General features: G+C 60.8%; 12 protein-coding genes. 9 read left to right on the top strand and 3 right to left on the bottom strand.

Annotated features, from left to right (window positions below; genetic code table 11):
* Nucleotides 1-4: 4 nt before the first annotated feature.
* The 8 genes from VH599_03140 (at nt 5) to VH599_03105 (ending at nt 9,203) form a co-directional block, all read left to right on the top strand.
* Nucleotides 5-2,899 (top strand): flippase activity-associated protein Agl23, encoded by a 2,895-nt coding sequence (locus tag VH599_03140; GenBank protein HEY7347290.1) that lies wholly within the window; start codon nt 5-7, stop codon nt 2,897-2,899.
* Between the two features lie 66 nt (nt 2,900-2,965).
* Complete coding sequence (locus VH599_03135) at nt 2,966-3,766, top strand: endonuclease/exonuclease/phosphatase family protein (protein HEY7347289.1); 801 nt, start codon at nt 2,966-2,968, stop codon at nt 3,764-3,766.
* A 5-nt stretch (nt 3,767-3,771) separates the two neighbouring features.
* Nucleotides 3,772-4,536: a ribonuclease III gene (rnc, locus tag VH599_03130; protein ID HEY7347288.1), complete on the top strand. Its 765-nt coding sequence runs from the start codon at nt 3,772-3,774 to the stop codon at nt 4,534-4,536.
* A 235-nt stretch (nt 4,537-4,771) separates the two neighbouring features.
* Nucleotides 4,772-5,107 carry a nucleoside triphosphate pyrophosphohydrolase gene (locus VH599_03125; GenBank protein ID HEY7347287.1) on the top strand — a complete coding sequence of 112 codons (336 nt, stop codon included), beginning with the start codon at nt 4,772-4,774 and terminating at the stop codon, nt 5,105-5,107.
* Entirely contained in the window at nt 5,094-6,791 is a 1,698-nt protein-coding gene (locus VH599_03120) for an N-6 DNA methylase (GenBank protein ID HEY7347286.1), read from the top strand. The genes VH599_03125 and VH599_03120 overlap by 14 nt, the downstream gene beginning before the upstream one ends.
* The gene (locus VH599_03115; protein HEY7347285.1) at nt 6,775-7,242 is read left to right on the top strand and encodes a cobalamin B12-binding domain-containing protein; all 468 of its coding nucleotides are present in this window, start codon (nt 6,775-6,777) and stop codon (nt 7,240-7,242) included. The genes VH599_03120 and VH599_03115 overlap by 17 nt, the downstream gene beginning before the upstream one ends.
* A gap of 2 nt (nt 7,243-7,244) precedes the next feature.
* Nucleotides 7,245-8,216, top strand: a complete 972-nt coding sequence (gene meaB, locus VH599_03110) for a methylmalonyl Co-A mutase-associated GTPase MeaB (protein ID HEY7347284.1) — start codon at nt 7,245-7,247, stop codon at nt 8,214-8,216.
* 105 nt (nt 8,217-8,321) lie between these two features.
* Complete coding sequence (locus VH599_03105; protein HEY7347283.1) at nt 8,322-9,203, top strand: hypothetical protein; 882 nt, start codon at nt 8,322-8,324, stop codon at nt 9,201-9,203.
* A gap of 40 nt (nt 9,204-9,243) precedes the next feature.
* Here VH599_03105 and VH599_03100 read toward each other — a convergent pair whose 3' ends face one another.
* Complete coding sequence (locus tag VH599_03100) at nt 9,244-9,807, bottom strand: GNAT family protein (GenBank protein ID HEY7347282.1); 564 nt, start codon at nt 9,805-9,807, stop codon at nt 9,244-9,246.
* Between the two features lie 470 nt (nt 9,808-10,277).
* On the opposite strand from VH599_03100, the gene VH599_03095 reads away from it, so the two are divergent.
* A complete protein-coding gene (locus VH599_03095) occupies nt 10,278-11,849 on the top strand; it encodes a zinc finger-like domain-containing protein (protein ID HEY7347281.1) in 1,572 nt (523 codons plus the stop codon).
* Between the two features lie 37 nt (nt 11,850-11,886).
* Here VH599_03095 and VH599_03090 read toward each other — a convergent pair whose 3' ends face one another.
* Both VH599_03090 and VH599_03085 read right to left on the bottom strand, forming a co-directional pair.
* Nucleotides 11,887-13,494: a DnaJ domain-containing protein gene (locus VH599_03090; protein ID HEY7347280.1), complete on the bottom strand. Its 1,608-nt coding sequence runs from the start codon at nt 13,492-13,494 to the stop codon at nt 11,887-11,889.
* A gap of 112 nt (nt 13,495-13,606) precedes the next feature.
* Complete coding sequence (locus tag VH599_03085) at nt 13,607-15,226, bottom strand: protein phosphatase 2C domain-containing protein (GenBank protein HEY7347279.1); 1,620 nt, start codon at nt 15,224-15,226, stop codon at nt 13,607-13,609.
* Nucleotides 15,227-15,230: the final 4 nt, after the last annotated feature.

The raw sequence follows: 15,230 nt of genomic DNA, 5'->3' as shown, positions 1-15,230 counted from the left end.
GAGCGTGGATAAAGAGACTACAACCGGGCGAGAGCGAGAAGCCATCAATGAGCCGCCGGAAGAACCGACGGAGCTAGAGGCTGCGGCAGCGGAGGAGCCTGCCCAGGCTTCCTTGCCCCGACAGAATGGGCGCAGGCGGAATGGGTATCAGCAGCAACCTGGAGCGACAGAATGGACAGAGGAAGGCATAGTAGCTGTTGAGAGCCAGCCCATTCAGGAGAAGCAGCGCGCTCCCTTTGTGGCAGAGCCGGGCGAGTCGCTGGATCAGATCAGGCAGGCTGCCCCCTGGGTCACGCTGGCGCTCTTTGCCGTTTTCCCCAACTATTTGACGCTGGGGGTGCTGGTGGTTGCGCTGGCCTTGAATGGCGGGCGGCTCTTGCAGATTATCCGCTCGATGACTATCGAACACTGGGGCTATGTTGGCCTGACGCTGCTCGCGGGCGGGCTGCGCTTTTGGGACTTGGGCTTGAAACCGCTGCACCATGACGAGAGCATGCACGCCTATTTTTCGATGAACCTGTTCCTGAATCCGTCCACTTATCGGTATTTGCCAGTCCTGCATGGCCCCTTTCAGTTTCACGCCATTGCCTATGTGTATTACGTTGCCAGCCATCTCGGCACGCCAGATAACGGCGTCACCGACGTGACCGCCCGCTTCGCTGCGGCAACGCTGGGTACGCTGATGATCCCGACCTGCTATTTCCTGCGCAATCGCATCGGCAAGGCGGGCGCGCTGATGGCAGCCTTTTTGCTGACGATTTCGCCCATCTTCGTCTACTATTCGCGCTTCACCCGCGAAGATATTTACTTTGCTTTCTTTACCTTTGTAACAGTGGTTGCCTTCTTCAAGTACTGCGAACAGCAGCGGCTCCGCTGGCTGCTGATTGGGCTGGGCGCGTTTACCGCCGCGTATTGCACGAAAGAGGCAGCCTTCTTTAATATCGCCATGTTTGGCGCTGTTCTGGGCGGCTTCATCGCCTGGGAGCTTGGCTCGCGCTTTGTTTACCCCGCAGCCCGTCTGCGCGAAGCAGCAGACGATGCGACAAACGCTGAGGAAAGCGACGATGCAGCGAGAGACGAAACGCAGCAGGTCCGGCCCAGGCCGCGTTTGCGCCTGCCCTTTGGATTGAATACGCACGCGGGGGCGCCTGCGGTGCTGCTCTATTTGGGGATAGCGGGCATCGCAGCCAAAATTGTCCTGAACTGGGTGCAGAGTACCAGCGCCTGGATTGCCGCGACGGATAAGAGCAGCGATCCCAGGGTCGCCGATATTGCCGCGAATCGTTTCAAGCAGGCGACGGCCACTGCCCAGCAACTTGAGGATACGCTGGTCAACCTCTTGCTGCTGGCGTTGGTGCTCATTGCTGTCATCGTGCTGGTAGTCGTTGTCTGGCAACTCTTCACGGACCCCTATCAGTCGCCTCCGGCTGATCAACTGGAGCGGCGCGGCCTGACGCGCTGGGTGGACCCCATCCGGCAGCCCCTGCTGAACGGGTTGGTGCGCGTCCCCTGGTCGCACTGGTTCTTTGGTCTGCTGGTCGTCTTTGGCATCTTTGCCGGTCTGTTCTGGATTGTGCCTAGCGCGGACCCTCGCCTGTGCGACGGCTCCGCCCCAATCAGCCAGGGAGCGATCTGTTCCTGGACGCAAGGCTTTCACCAGGGCATCGGCGATGGTCTGGTGCAGGGTATCTTCTACTGGATTACCCAGCAGCAGGCGGCGCGCGGCGGCCAACCCTGGTACTACTACTTAATTTTGATCCCGTTCTACGAGCAATTGATCGTCATCTTTGGCCTGGGCGGTCTGATTCGCTGTCTGACGCGCCCCACGCGCTTCCGGCTGTTTGTGGTCATCTGGTTTGTCGGCGGCCTCTTCCTCTATTCCTGGGCGGGCGAGAAAATGCCCTGGCTCTCGCTGCACATTCTGCTGCCGCTGCTGCTGCTGGCGGCAATTGCGCTGGAGTGGGCGCTGGTCAAGGCGCTGGAGATGCTGGATGAGATAGCGCAGAATCGCTTTGCGGGCCGCCCTGCCTTTACCGGGCAGGTTCTTGGGCGCGCGGCCAGGCCGCTCTTTACGCTGGCGGTAGCATTTCTGCTGCTGATCCCGATGCTGCACAGCATGCTCTTTGTGACCTATGTTGACCCTGGCGACGCGCCGCATGAGATGCTGTCGTATGTGCAGACGACCACCGATGTCACCGATGTGATGGCGAAGATTGACGCGCTCGATCAGCAGCTTTACCAGGGCCAGCATCTGTTGAGGATTGGCGTGGATGACGCTAACATCTGGCCGTTCTCCTGGTATCTGCGCGATTACGATCACAACACCGTCTGGTATTACTACGATGGGAAGGTCGTCAACCCCGACACGCTGGATGTGCTGCTTGTCGCGCCAGGGACCGAAGGCGCGTATACCCAGCCTGACGCGGCGCACCCACAAGGGCTGTTTCAGGCGAAGCAATATCGGCTGCGCTCCTGGTGGGATGAAGGCTATAAGCCGCTGCCATGTGTACCCACCACAACGAAGCCCTGCGACCCGACTACTCTCTATGGCGGCGTCGGCGCTGGAACCTGGCTTTCGTATGGCGATCCCGCGCCCTGTGCGACGATCACCCTGCAAAATCCGCAGGTGGTCCAACAACTGGCGCAAACGGGCGTCGTCTACTGTATGACCGCCCCTACAGCGTCCGGGGACTCCCAGCCGCAGCAGCAGGTTTCCGCCTGTACGAAATCGTCTCAGTCCTCGACAGGGGTTGATTGTAAGCCGGTGTTGTCTTTCGATGCCGGGAAGGCGTTTGGCAACTTCTGGGACTGGCTCTGGACCCGCAAGGCCATCGGCCCGACGGATGGGTCCACCGATTTCATGTTCCTGGTGCGCAGCGGCCTCCCGATGAAACCATGAGGAAGCTGTAGCCTGTCGTTTGCCCTGCGCGCCTTTGCTACCTGGCTGAGCAGGTGAGGGTAGGATATGCAGTTTCGTTTTGCGACGTGGAACCTCAATAGCTTCCGGCCCCTGGCAGGGCGTATCGATTTGATACGGGCGGTTGAGTGCGATTTGCTGGCGCTTCAGGAAGTGACGGAGGATTCCTACTGCCGCCTGATGGACGCCGGGCTATTTGCCTGGTCCACATTTTCGCTTTCTTTGCGGCCACCGCAGGCAGGGGAAGGGCCAGGGCGCAGGCTTGGGTGCGCCCTGTTTGGCAAGTCGTCGTTTCGCCTGGTGGCGCCTGCCTTACTCAAAGAGGCTCCTTTCCCTGAAAGAACACTGGCTGCCCATCTGGAGAGTGCGGCAGGCCCACTCACAGCTTGCAGCTTCCATGCCCCGCCCGGAGTGAATTGGGGCGAACTCAAACCCCAGACATTCAGAGCGATTGCTGCCTGGCTGGCGAGACAGGAGCAAGCGCTGATCTTTGGGATGGATGCGAACACGCCCGAAGTAGATCACCCGGACATTGATCAGAATCGCTGGTGGTATAAGGATGAAGCGATTTTGCTCGGCTCGCAGGCTCCACACCGATTGAAGGATGCGCTGCGTGTCTACCTGCACACTCACGCTGAGGAGATGGAGCAAATCTTGACGGTGCGACCAGAGGGGCCGCTGGCGATCTCATATACTAGAGGGAAAGGAAAGCAATTGACCCCTTGCAGATATGATCTCATCTCTATCACTCCAGATATTGAGGTTGAGAATATTCGGTATCTCTATAGCGAAGCGCTGCGCGCGGGAAGCGATCACGCTCTGGTCGTTGCTGGGCTGCGCATTGGATAACAGAGATGGACCCATCTAACCTGTCTGAGCTTGAAGAGCGGTTAGGTATCACCATCAGGGATAAACGGCTGCTGGAGCGCGCCTTTACTCACCATTCATCTTGCCCGGAGACGGCCAACGTGGACGCTTATGATCCCCTGGAGTTCCTGGGCGATGCGGTGCTGGGGGCGTATGTGGTCGAATATATCTATCGCACGTCACCAGGGGCCAGCGAAGGCGAAATGACGGCGCTCAAGTCCGAGGCGGTCAGCCGCAGAACGCTCGCCGAGGTAGGCCGACGGCTGAACCTGATCGAGTATGCGCGGGTTGATGTGCGCAATCTGCGCACCTTCAATGAGCGATCCAAAGAATCGCTTTCGGCTGATCTGCTGGAGGCGCTGGTGGGCGCTATACATCTGGACCAGGGGCGCGAAGCTTCGCGGGCCTTTGTGGAGCGCGAGATTTTGCCGGTGGTCGAGCAGGTCAGGGGCCATCTGCATGAAAATAACCCCAAGGGGCGGCTCCAGCAAGCGATGCTGCGCAGCCAGGGAACCCTGCCGCGTTACCATTTGCTCAGGCAGCATGGCAGCAGCAATGACCGCATCTATACGGTGGGCGTGTATGTAAGTGATCGCCTGCTCGCAACGGGTACGGCCTCCAGCATCAAAGAAGCGGGCAGGCTGGCTGCCCGCGAGGCGCTGCGTATCACGGCAGAAAGCGATCTGGTGGCGTCGGAACCTGATCTTGCCCCGGAAGCGGGTGATGCTGCTCCTCTTTCCGAGGACACCTGATCCTATCTGATTGCTCAATGGGGACTGGCGAGGTTCCACCAGATATGGAGTGTTGGCAAGCGAGGCGTGTCACCTGTAGCGCCGCCTTCCAGGCGGCTCAACGCTGGCCTGTTGGTCCGGTGGCCTGGAGGGCGAACGCTCGCCCTGGCGCAGCGGTGGCCGCCAAGATGGCGGCGCTACAGGTAGCCCCCGTTTTTTGGTGGAGCTAGCTGGCGCTGCGTAAAGGAGATGGCTGGTGCGTATCGTGTATGATAAACTCGTCCGAGATCGTATCCCTGACATTATTCGCCGCGATGGCTCCGCATGCGAAGTGGCGACGATGGCAGAGGGAGCGTATCGCCAGGCGCTGCGGGAAAAGCTGGTGGAAGAGGCCAGCGAAGCAGCCGAAGCTGATCCCGGCCATTTGGTCGTCGAGTTGGCGGACTTGTATGAAGTGATGGACACGCTGATGGCAAGCTATGGTGTTTCCTCTGAGGATGTGCGCGCCGAGCAGGAGCGACGACGCTCGGCGCGTGGTGGGTTTGCTCAACGCCTGCGCCTGCTGTGGACGGAGAGCGATGCTCAAGAGTGAGGAACCTATCGCGCTCGATGGCGACTGGTACGAGCAGCAGCTCGCGCCAGATGATCGCCGTCGTCGCGGGCAGTATTCCACGCCGCCGGAACTAGTTGCCCGGATACTCGATTGGGTGGGCTATCGCTCCGGGACCGATCTGGAGCATCTGGCGCTGCTCGACCCCGCCTGTGGTGTCGGCGCCTTTCTGGCGGGCGCGGCGCAAACGCTGCTAGCGCAAGGGCGAGCGCGCCGATGGTCGGCGCAGCGCACGCTGGCCGCGCTGCAAGCCAACCTCTGGGGGTTGGAGATGGACCCCGCCACCTGCGTTCTGGCCGAGATGCGTTTGCGCACGCTGGCGCGGGGCATTGCGCCAGGAAAACGGCTGCGCTTTCATATCCACCAGGCCGATGCGCTGGCGCTGCCAGCTACCCCGCGCTATCCGCTGGTCGTCGGCAATCCGCCCTATCTGGCCTCGCGCCGCCACGATCTTCAGACCTATCAGCAGGGCTATCTGAGTACTGGACAGCGCGACGCTTACCTGTTGTTTGTAGAGCAGGTGTGCCGCTTCGTCGCGCCTGATGGCTGGCTGGGCCTGGTCTTGCCCGATCCGATGCTGGCGCGTGGCAATGCGACGGATGCGCGCCGCCTGCTGCTGGAGTCGTTTACGCTCAAGCGCCTGCTCCACCTGGAAAGCGTGTTTCGCGCCGACGTAGGGACGCTCGTGCTGATTGCCCGCCGCGCCGCGCCTCCGCAGCAGTACGCGATCCCCTGGAGCCGTCTGGACTGGAAGCGCGCCCGCCAGGGCCAGGATGGCCTGACCGGCAGGCTGAGCGTGGAAGTCTGGCGCAGGCAACCGCGCGCCGAATTACGCTATCTGCTGGGGTCTGCGGAGGCCGCGCTCTTTGAGCGCCTGGCGCGCGAGGTTCCTGCCGCGCCGCTGGGGGAACTGGTAAGCATCAGCCGGGGCGAAGAGATCGCCAGAGGCGCTGCCATCTCTGTCGCAGCAGGGGATGCGGCGGGTGATGGATCGCTGCTGCCGGTCTTGCGCGGCGGCCTGGACGTGCGCCCCTTTCGCTGCCGCTTTGCGGATGCTTATCTGCGCCGCGATCAGGTGATCAAGCCGCTGGATCGCTATCAGACGCCTAAATTACTGGTCGTCAAAAGTACAGGCATCTTGCAGGCCGCGCTGGATGAGCAGGGCTACGTTGCTGTCCAGACGCTCTATCTGCTGCATCCCAGGCCAGCGCAGTGTTCGTCTGGCTTTCTGCTGGCGCTGTTGAACGCGCGCCTCTTGCGCGGCTATCTCTGGCTGCATCACACGGCGTATAAGCTGGTGCAGCCGCAGATTGAGCAGGAGGCGCTGGCCCATGTGCCTATTCCCCTGGCTGCTCCAGCGCAGCAGGCGGAACTGGCCGCGCTGGCCGATCAACTGCGGCGCCGTTATGAAGAGCGAGACGGGCTGGCGAATGCATTTGCCAATGGCGCCAACGCGATTACAACCGTCGGCGCTTGCGAGAATAGAGCAGCCTGGATACAATTAGAGCAGACGATTACGGACCTCTGCGCGCGCCTGGATGCCAGCATCGCCGCGCTTTGTGGTCTGACGGCTGCCGAAAAGGCGCTGCTTGAGCGAATAGGAGGCTGCTACACCACTCCTGGTAGAGAACAATGGAGGTTGAACATAGATGGTCGAAGAACGTAAGCTGCGTGTCCTGGTTGCCAAGCCAGGATTGGATGGTCATGATCGCGGCGCAAAAATACTCGCGCGGGCGCTGCGCGATGCCGGAATGGAAGTGATCTACACCGGCATTCGCCAGACACCTCAGATGATTGTGGAAGCCGCCATTCAGGAAGACGTGGATGCGATCTTGATGAGCATTCTTTCCGGGGCGCATATGGCGATCTTCCCCAAGGTCATGGAACTGCTGAGCGAGAATGGCGTTGATGATGTGCTGGTGATGGCTGGCGGTATTCTGCCTGATGAAGATATTCCCGCTATCGAAGCGTTGGGCATCAAAGGGAACTTTGGGCCGGGAACTTCAACTGAGGAGATCGTGGCCTTTGTGCGCAGCAATATCTATCCCTCCCGTCTGGAGGGCGCTGTCGCGCGCGAGAATGCGTCGGGCGGGCAGGCGGAAAAGGCGGCTCAATAACTATGGATGTGGTTGAGCGTCTGTTGAGCGGAGACCGCCGCGCGCTGGCGCGCATCGTAACGCTGATTGAGAACGAGACCCCCGAAGCGCGCGACTATCTGGCGCGGCTCTACCCACAGAGCGGGCGCGCGCAGATTGTCGGCATTACCGGATCGCCAGGAGCCGGGAAAAGCACGCTGGTGACGCAGATATGCCGCGAACTGCGGCGGCGCGACCTGCGCGTCGGGGTCGTGGCGGTAGACCCCAGCAGCCCCTTTACGGGCGGCGCGATTCTGGGCGACCGCATCCGCATGCAGGAACTGGCGGGCGATCCCAACGTTTTTATTCGCAGCATGGCAAGCCGGGGCAGCCTGGGCGGGCTGGCGGCTTCAACCAGAGATGTAGCGCGGGCGCTGGATGCGGCTGGCTATGAGGTGGTGATTATCGAGACGGTGGGCGCGGGCCAGGCCGAGGTCGAGATTGTGCGCGCCGCTCATACGGTGCTGGTGGTGACGGTGCCAGGCATGGGCGACGATATTCAAGCCCTCAAGGCGGGCATTCTGGAGATCGCCGATATTTTTGTGGTCAATAAAGCCGACCGACCAGGAGCCGACCAGACAGCGGCAGAGCTGCGTATGCTGCTCAGCCTGGCCGCAAAGCAGCCGAAGTCGCCTGATGTCTGGCGTGTCCCCATCCTGAAAACCTCAGCGACACAGGGCGAAGGCATCGCTGAACTGGTGGATGCTCTGTTTCGGCATCGCGCCTTCCTTAACGAGAGCGGCCAACTGGCCCAGCGCAATCAACGTCAGGTACGCAGCGAGGTGCAGGCGCTGCTTCAGCACGCGCTGGCCCGGCGCTTGAGGCAAGAGATTGCTGATGAAGAGTGGCGTCGGCTGATCGCTGATGTCGTCGAGCGCCGGGCGAACCCCTATGGGGTGGCTGATCTGCTGGCCCGCCGCGTGGGCTTAGGCGAACCCAACCAGAGCGGTGATTGAGATTGCCCGCTTCCTCCTTTTTCGCGTGGTACGTGTCTTGCATGCCCCTTGTCAGGTCAGACACTGGGTCTGCAACCCGTTCACCGATAGAGGAGGAAGCTCTTTATGTCAACCACGTTGGAAGATGCGCCTGAAACGTTGACCAGTTCCCTGCGCCGCCGCTGGCTCTCCTGGTGGGGTGGAACTCAGGCTGATGGCGTTGAAAATGCGGCTGAGCAGATAGGTCCAGGCAATCTGGCCGGGCAGCGCAGCCAGATGGTCAGTGAGTTGATGGCGCGCGGCTATGAATCCCAGGGGGGACGCGCTGTTGAGCTTTCTGCAGAGCGTGCCGCCACCGCCGCTGAAGCTGCGGCTCAGGCTGCCCAGAGCGCCGTTGGCCTGATGGAGCATGTCGGCGGCTGGCTTGCCCTGATAGCGAGTCGCGCGCCGCAAACGCCGCTGACTCAGGCAGCGCAGGCGATCATCCCCGAAACTGCGCCGGAGCAAGAAAGCGGCGGGCAGGCCAAAGGGGCCGCAGATACCCTCAAGCGGGCGGCCATGACGGTTGGGCAGCGCGTGAGCGATCTTTCCAATGGGCGCTATGGGCTTGAGAGCGAGCCATTACAGGCAGAGACCAGGCAGGGGAAAAAAGCAAAGAAGCGTATTGAGCGCCGGGCGCTGAAGGAAGCCAAAGCAGAGCAGCCAGGGGCGGGCATGAGTTTGTTCCCCTGGGCAGTGGGCCTGAGCCTGGGCCTGCTCATCGGACTGGTTGGCGTGGCCTACTGGCAGCGTCGGCGGCTGCAAGACCTCTGGGAGCAAACCTCACAACGGATGCAGCAGACCACTGAGAACATGCGCCAGCGCGTGGAGGCCAGCCGTGCCAATCCGCAGGCCATCCAGTCGTACCTGCCATCAGAACAACCCGATCTCACGTCGCTGGGTTCGGCTGCATCGGCTGCTGACATTGACCAGCAGGTCAATGGTCGGCTGGAATCACTACTGCAATAAGAGCTTTTAAGAAACCGGCCAGCCTTTCTGCTCGCCTCCTTCAGTTCCTTGTTTCAGCAGGAAGGCTGGCCTCCCACTCCGAGCGAAGGATTGCCATTATGATCTTATCGTGATACGCCCCATCGCGGTAACATGCTTGACGCAGTACGCCCTCTTGCTGAAATCCGGCTCTGCTGTAGGCTTTTACTCCGCCCGTATTCAGGGCTGACACGGTAAGCATGATGCGATGCAGATTCAGGCTGGCAAACCCATAGTGGACAATCAGCCGCGTAACTTCTGTGCCATACCCCTTTCCCCAACTGCTTTTCTCGCCAAGAAAGAGGTAGTACTCCCCGGAGCGGTTGACATGGCTTATCGAGGTCATTCCGGCATATCCAATAAGCTGCTTCGTTTCTTTTTCCACAACGCCCAACGAAAGCGTTTCTTTGTCCTGAAGCGTTTGTTTGAGCCAGGCTTCTGTTTCATGCTTCGACCAGGGAAAGAGCCAGGCTCCCAGGGAATACCTGACGACCTCTCGGTCAGCAAACCACTTCCAGAATAAATCCAGGTCATTCAACTCTAAGGAACGGAGCAAAACACTCTCTCCAATCAGGAAAGCATTCATTCGCTGGGTACTCCTCGTCTGTAATGCTACTGAGAAAGATAGAGTCACATTCTATCAACGAATCAGCCAGGACGCCTATCCCTACGGCGCAAGGAGGATGCGTTGATACACAACAAAGTTCCACCAGGCATGAGGTGTTGGCAGGCGAGGCGTGTTACTTGTAGCGCCGCCATCCTGGCGGCCACCGCTGCGCCAGGGCGAGCGTTCGCCCCCAGGCCACCGGACCAGCAGGTCAGCGTCCAGCCGCCGGGACGGCGGCGGTACGGGTGGCGGCCCCCCGAGAGGTAGTGGAACCGCGCACCAACGTGTATTTGACGCTGCCGCGCTGCGCCGTGTACACTCTGAAGTACAACCTGGGCGGAAGCCGAATCGTAAAGAAAGAGTGTAGCATGTGTGCGCATTCAAGCTAATCGCCATCTAAGGCGCTACGTAAGCCGGGCGTTTGGCATGGTTATATCGAGGAGAAGGCTATGGGTGATAATGGGCAGCGATTTCCGCCCGATGAGGATGAACTGAACCGGCGGATTCAAGAAACCAGTCGGATGTTACGCGATGGCTTGAACGAGGTAGGTGGGCGGCTGCGCCAGGCGTTCGGTCGCCTGAATGAGTTGTGGGAAGAGAGCGCCCCGTTTACGCCGTCTCGCCTGACGGGCAGCCGCGAGGAAGAATATGTGCGCGGGCTGGCAAAGAAGTGGGCAACTCAGGATTTTCTGGTGACGCCCGATCTGAGCGAGAATATGGCGATTCGCTCGTGGGAACATGACGATCTTTGGGAAGTTTCGGTTCAGACGCGCTGGGAGGCGCGTCGTTTCGAGGTCAGCACAGAGCCGTATACCGGAACGCAGCCGGTAAATGCCGGGCGCATCTTGCCGGTCTGGGACTACGAACTGGCTCCAGTGCAGGACTTGCGCTCTCAGGTGGTGCGCGAGCGTGTGCCGGAAGGAGACGAGTTGGCGCTGTGCCTTTCCTGCAATGGCAGCGGGCGCGCCCCCTGTTCCAATTGCAGTGGGCGCGGCTGGCTGGTATGCAGCGATTGTAAGGGGCGAACGAAGCTGCGCTGCCCACGCTGCAAAGGCAAGGCTATTATTCCCGATTGGGCGCAGAAGCGACCAAGCAAGGGATTTGTACAGGATCAGGCCGAAAAGCTGGCGTCATCAATGGCTGATCGCGCCAGCGACGTGATGGACACGGTACGCCAGTATGTGCCGCTGCCCGACCAGGGGCCGCATTCAGGCGCGCTCCCCAAGGGGATGATTCCCTGCCCCGACTGTGTTGAGGGCGAGATTGATTGTACCTGTGGCAATGGCAAACGTGTCTGCGCGGTCTGCCAGGGGTCGAAAAACGCGGCTTGTCCGGTCTGTAAGGGGTCGGGCAAGGTGATTCGCCATCGGGAGATTGTGCGCCGCTTTGATGTGCGCCCCTTTACACAGGCGTTTGGCGAGAGTCCGATTCCGATGCGCTTCCTGCGCGGAGCCGAGGGTGAGGTGATCGCCACCATCGAAACCCAGGAGGCGCTGGATAAGCCCGCGCCGCCAGAGGGCGTGCCTGAGCAGGTCTGGAGCATGGCCCAGGAGGCCGCGCGCGCCAACCAACAGAGCATCGCGCCCGATGAGCGCGCGACGCGGCAAGTAGTTGAATTGATGCGCGTGCCGGTGGTGAAGGTCATCTATGGCTATGGGGATGAGCCGTTTGTCTTCTATGCCTTTGGCTCGGAGGGCAAAGAGAAGTTTTATGCGGAGAGCTTCCCCCCACGCTGGAAGCGTGTGGAGCGCTTTGTGCGCTCGATAGCTCAGGAGATTATCCCGCCATCTTCAACAGGCGCCCAGGTGAGCGATCTGGAGAGCTATCGCCAGGCCCGCGAGGGCAGCGGGCGACAGCGCATTCCAGTAGAGATGCCGCCTGTGACGGTCAAGGAAGATCAGCATCCGGGCGAGCCAGACGCTTCGACAGCCGCGCCAGAGAGTCAGCCTGCTGATCAGCCCGAAGGCAAAGACAAAGGGCCAAGCCCCGCGCCAGAAAACGATGATACTAAGCCCGACTGATGGGTGCTCATGCGATAGGCGGATTCGATACGCCCCTTCAGGAATGCCTGGGTTCCTGGCGCTTGAGGGGGCGGAGATTTTTCGTAGCGTATTTGAGTTTGAGCGCCGCTGCTCGCGTTGGAACTTGCTGGCGCTGCAACTGCTGCGCCTGGGCCTGTGCCTCTTCCGCCAGGTCTTTCTGATCGGCATCCCACAGACGACGCGCCGCTGTGTTCAGCAGCGCGCTGGCGCCCGTGTGGTCCCCCTGGTTGATATGCTCGCGCGCTTTGTTCTGAATGCGGTAGGCGGTCGCGCGCTCGATAGCATGCTTGACCTTGGGGGGTATGGTCAGACTGGTCGGCGGCATCGTTTCCACGAAATCAACGGCGATCTGCTCGCTTTTGCGCTGGCCGAACAGCTTTGCGCTGGGGATGTCGTACTGCGCCTCCAGGCGCCCCAGGATGTAATGGCCCCTGGCGTTGGCAGGCAAGAGAATCTCCCACAGAAGCGCCAGCGCGCACTCCTGACCGAAGGCGGGGACATTGCCAATATCAAGGTGCGCTTCAGGCGCCAGCCTCCAGCGTTGGTTGGCTGGCGCGGCGTCTGTCAGCGTGCTAATATCGGGAATCACCCGCGTTACGCGGTGGACGCGAACGTTGCCTTCTAAGAGCATCGCCAGCTTGACGTTCGTTGCCAGGGTGTTGCGCAGCGCCGCTACGCCCCGCTCCAGCGCCTTGAGAATATCAGGAGCGCCTGCCAGATAATCGGAAGAACCCTCGCTGATGTCAGCGATCCTATCAATCAATTCCTCGTTCCATTCGGCGCCAATGCCCAACGCAGTGATGGCAATCCCCTGTTCGCGCGCTTTCTGGGCCAGCGCCAGGCAGCGTTCTTCATCGCCAAAGGTCTCGCCATCGGTCAACAGGATCAGGTGGCTGACCATAGCGTGCTGCGAGAAACGATCTAATTCTTCCAGTGCTTTTTCCAGCCCCCAGCTTATCTCGGTTCCGCCGCGCTCGCCCAGGCTCTCTACAGTGGCGATCATGACATCGGGGATTTGTTTGTGCTCGGCGCGCACAAGCACTTCGGCGCGGTTGTCGAAGGCGATCACTGAGAGAATATCGCCCGGCTGAAGGCTCTGGATGAGCGAGCGCAGGGCTGATTTGACGGCGCGCAGCTTTTCGCCGCGCATAGAACTGCTGCGATCAATTGCCAGGCAGAGATTCAGCGGCAGCGTTCCGACGACTTCGCCATCCATCATCGGGATCAATTCACTGAGCAAATACATCAGGCGCTCTTCAGGAAAGACCAACGCTTGCTTCTGAGAAAGCGTGCAGTTCAACTCGAAGCCCGGATTGAAGGTAGAAGCAACGCCCAGCCCTTCTCGCCAGGCAAGCGGTGTGGTCCCGGCCCATTTGCCGGGCTTCGGAACGTTAAAGGTTCCATAGCGCCGCTGTGTGCGCATCTGGTCGTATTCTTTGCGTAAGTCCTCCGTTGAGAGGATCTGATAGGCTTCGTAGAGGTTGCGAAAGCGTTCGCTGGCCTTGGGATCGCCGGGCGTCACATCAGGGTGATACAGGCGAGCCAGCGTGCGAAAAGCTTGCTTCACCTCGTCCAGCGTGGCGCCAGGTTTGATACCGAGAGTCGCGTAATAGTCTGGAAACATGCTCTCCCCCACCCCTCCTTTCAACAAGCAATCATCAAGCGAGCGATAAACGTCGAAGATGCATATTACACCCAGGATATATATCATCCAAGATATATATCTAAAATGAACCCTACCAGGAGCCTGACGCTGCTCGCGCCGGAGAGCCGGGCGGGGATTCAGCGATAATTTCAATGAGCAGCGCAGTGCTGTTATCCTTGCCGCCAGCTTCATCAGCCAGCGCAACGAGGCGCGCGGCGCGTGCCGCTGCGGTAGCGCCATCTCTTGAATCAGCCAGGAGGCTGGCAATGGTAGACTCTGCGACGGCGTCCCAAAGGCCATCGCTACAGAGCAGGAGACAGTCCCCGACCTCCAGGGGGCAGCCTATCAGATCAACCTCCAGTTCATCCTGCTGCCCCAGCGCCCGATAGAGCGCGTTGCGCCTGGGGTGGCTGGCCTGGTCGGCTGGGTCGATCTGCCCAAGTCGAATCAGCCGCTGCACATAGGAGTGATCTTCGGTAAGAACAGTCAGGACGCCCCGATTCAAGCGATAGGCGCGGCTGTCACCGACGTGGGCAATCAGCGCCTGCCCATCAAAGATGAGCAGCGCCGTGGCCGTCGTGCCAATGCCTCGGCCCTGGGTATGGACCAGCGTGCGAATCTGGCGATTGGCAGTGCGAAAGCCCTCCACCAGCGCCTCGCGCATCCGTTGTTCGCGTTCCAGCGCGTCTGGCGCCGCTGGTTCTTCTGCTTCCGATACCTCGGACCACTGGAGCAGAGGCAACGCCAGGCGGCGTGTTACCTGGTCCAGCACGCTGCGAATGGCGATCTGGCTGGCAATTTCGCCGCGCGCTTCCCCGCCCATGCCATCTGCGACTACAAAGCAGGCGATCAGAATCGGCTGGCCCTGCCCATCAATCGTTTTCAGCGCCAGTTCGCCCAGCGCGTCCTCGTTGTTGGTTCGCACGCGGCCAACACTGGTTGCGTGACCAGCCAGCGCCGTGAAGGCCAGGGTCGGAGATTGGTTTCCGGGTCGGCCTGATGCCTGAAGTGTTCCCAGGGCTTGCTGACAATCTACGATGACCTGGGCGACAGACTGATAGCTGTGGCTGCTGCCATGCTCACGTATCTTGCCGATAGCCCGCGCCAGCACGCCGCTGTTTTCCCGGGCCTGATCAATTCCCGCCAGTGCGCCCAGCGTGAGGGCCAGGAAATTGGCGTCGCGCTCAAAGAGCAGGCGCGCGTCATCTCCACCGATGCGCACCATCTGGGCGTCTTCCAGGCCGCAAAGGCAGGCTCCGCCAGGCGCCAGGACGATGCTGGCAGGCTGAACGCGCAGGTGGGCCACCCCCTGGCTGTGCAAATAGGCCAGCGCCTCACCGATAGTAATAATCTGGCGCAGAGCCTCCAACGGAGGGAGCGCGCCAATCGGCTGCGCCTGCTGTGGCAGCGCGGTGATAATATAGGCGCGCTCGCCGAGCGCCAGCGCCTCGCGTGGCGCGAGCAAGGCGGGATGCTCCAGCCGGAGCTTCGCCAGCGCCGCTATGGGGCGCTCCTCGCTCGCTGGATATTCGCTGATGTGATACGTTCCGCTGCCCCCTGCGCGGGTATGCGCCAGGTAGCTGTTCCCGTTCGGCCCGCTGCTGAGAAGCCGGTCGATCACATAGCCTCCAATAGCCGCAGCGGCTGGCAGCGGGGGCATCGCTGACGCCTCGGATGCTGAATTGGCTGGATTGTAGGATGGTTCTGACACAGCT

The sequence above is a fragment of the Ktedonobacterales bacterium genome, from assembly GCA_036557285.1.
Taxonomy (GTDB): Bacteria; Chloroflexota; Ktedonobacteria; order Ktedonobacterales; family DATBGS01; genus DATBHW01.
Note: the sequence above shows the minus strand (reverse complement) of the source record. Positions and strands in the feature narration are given on the sequence as shown.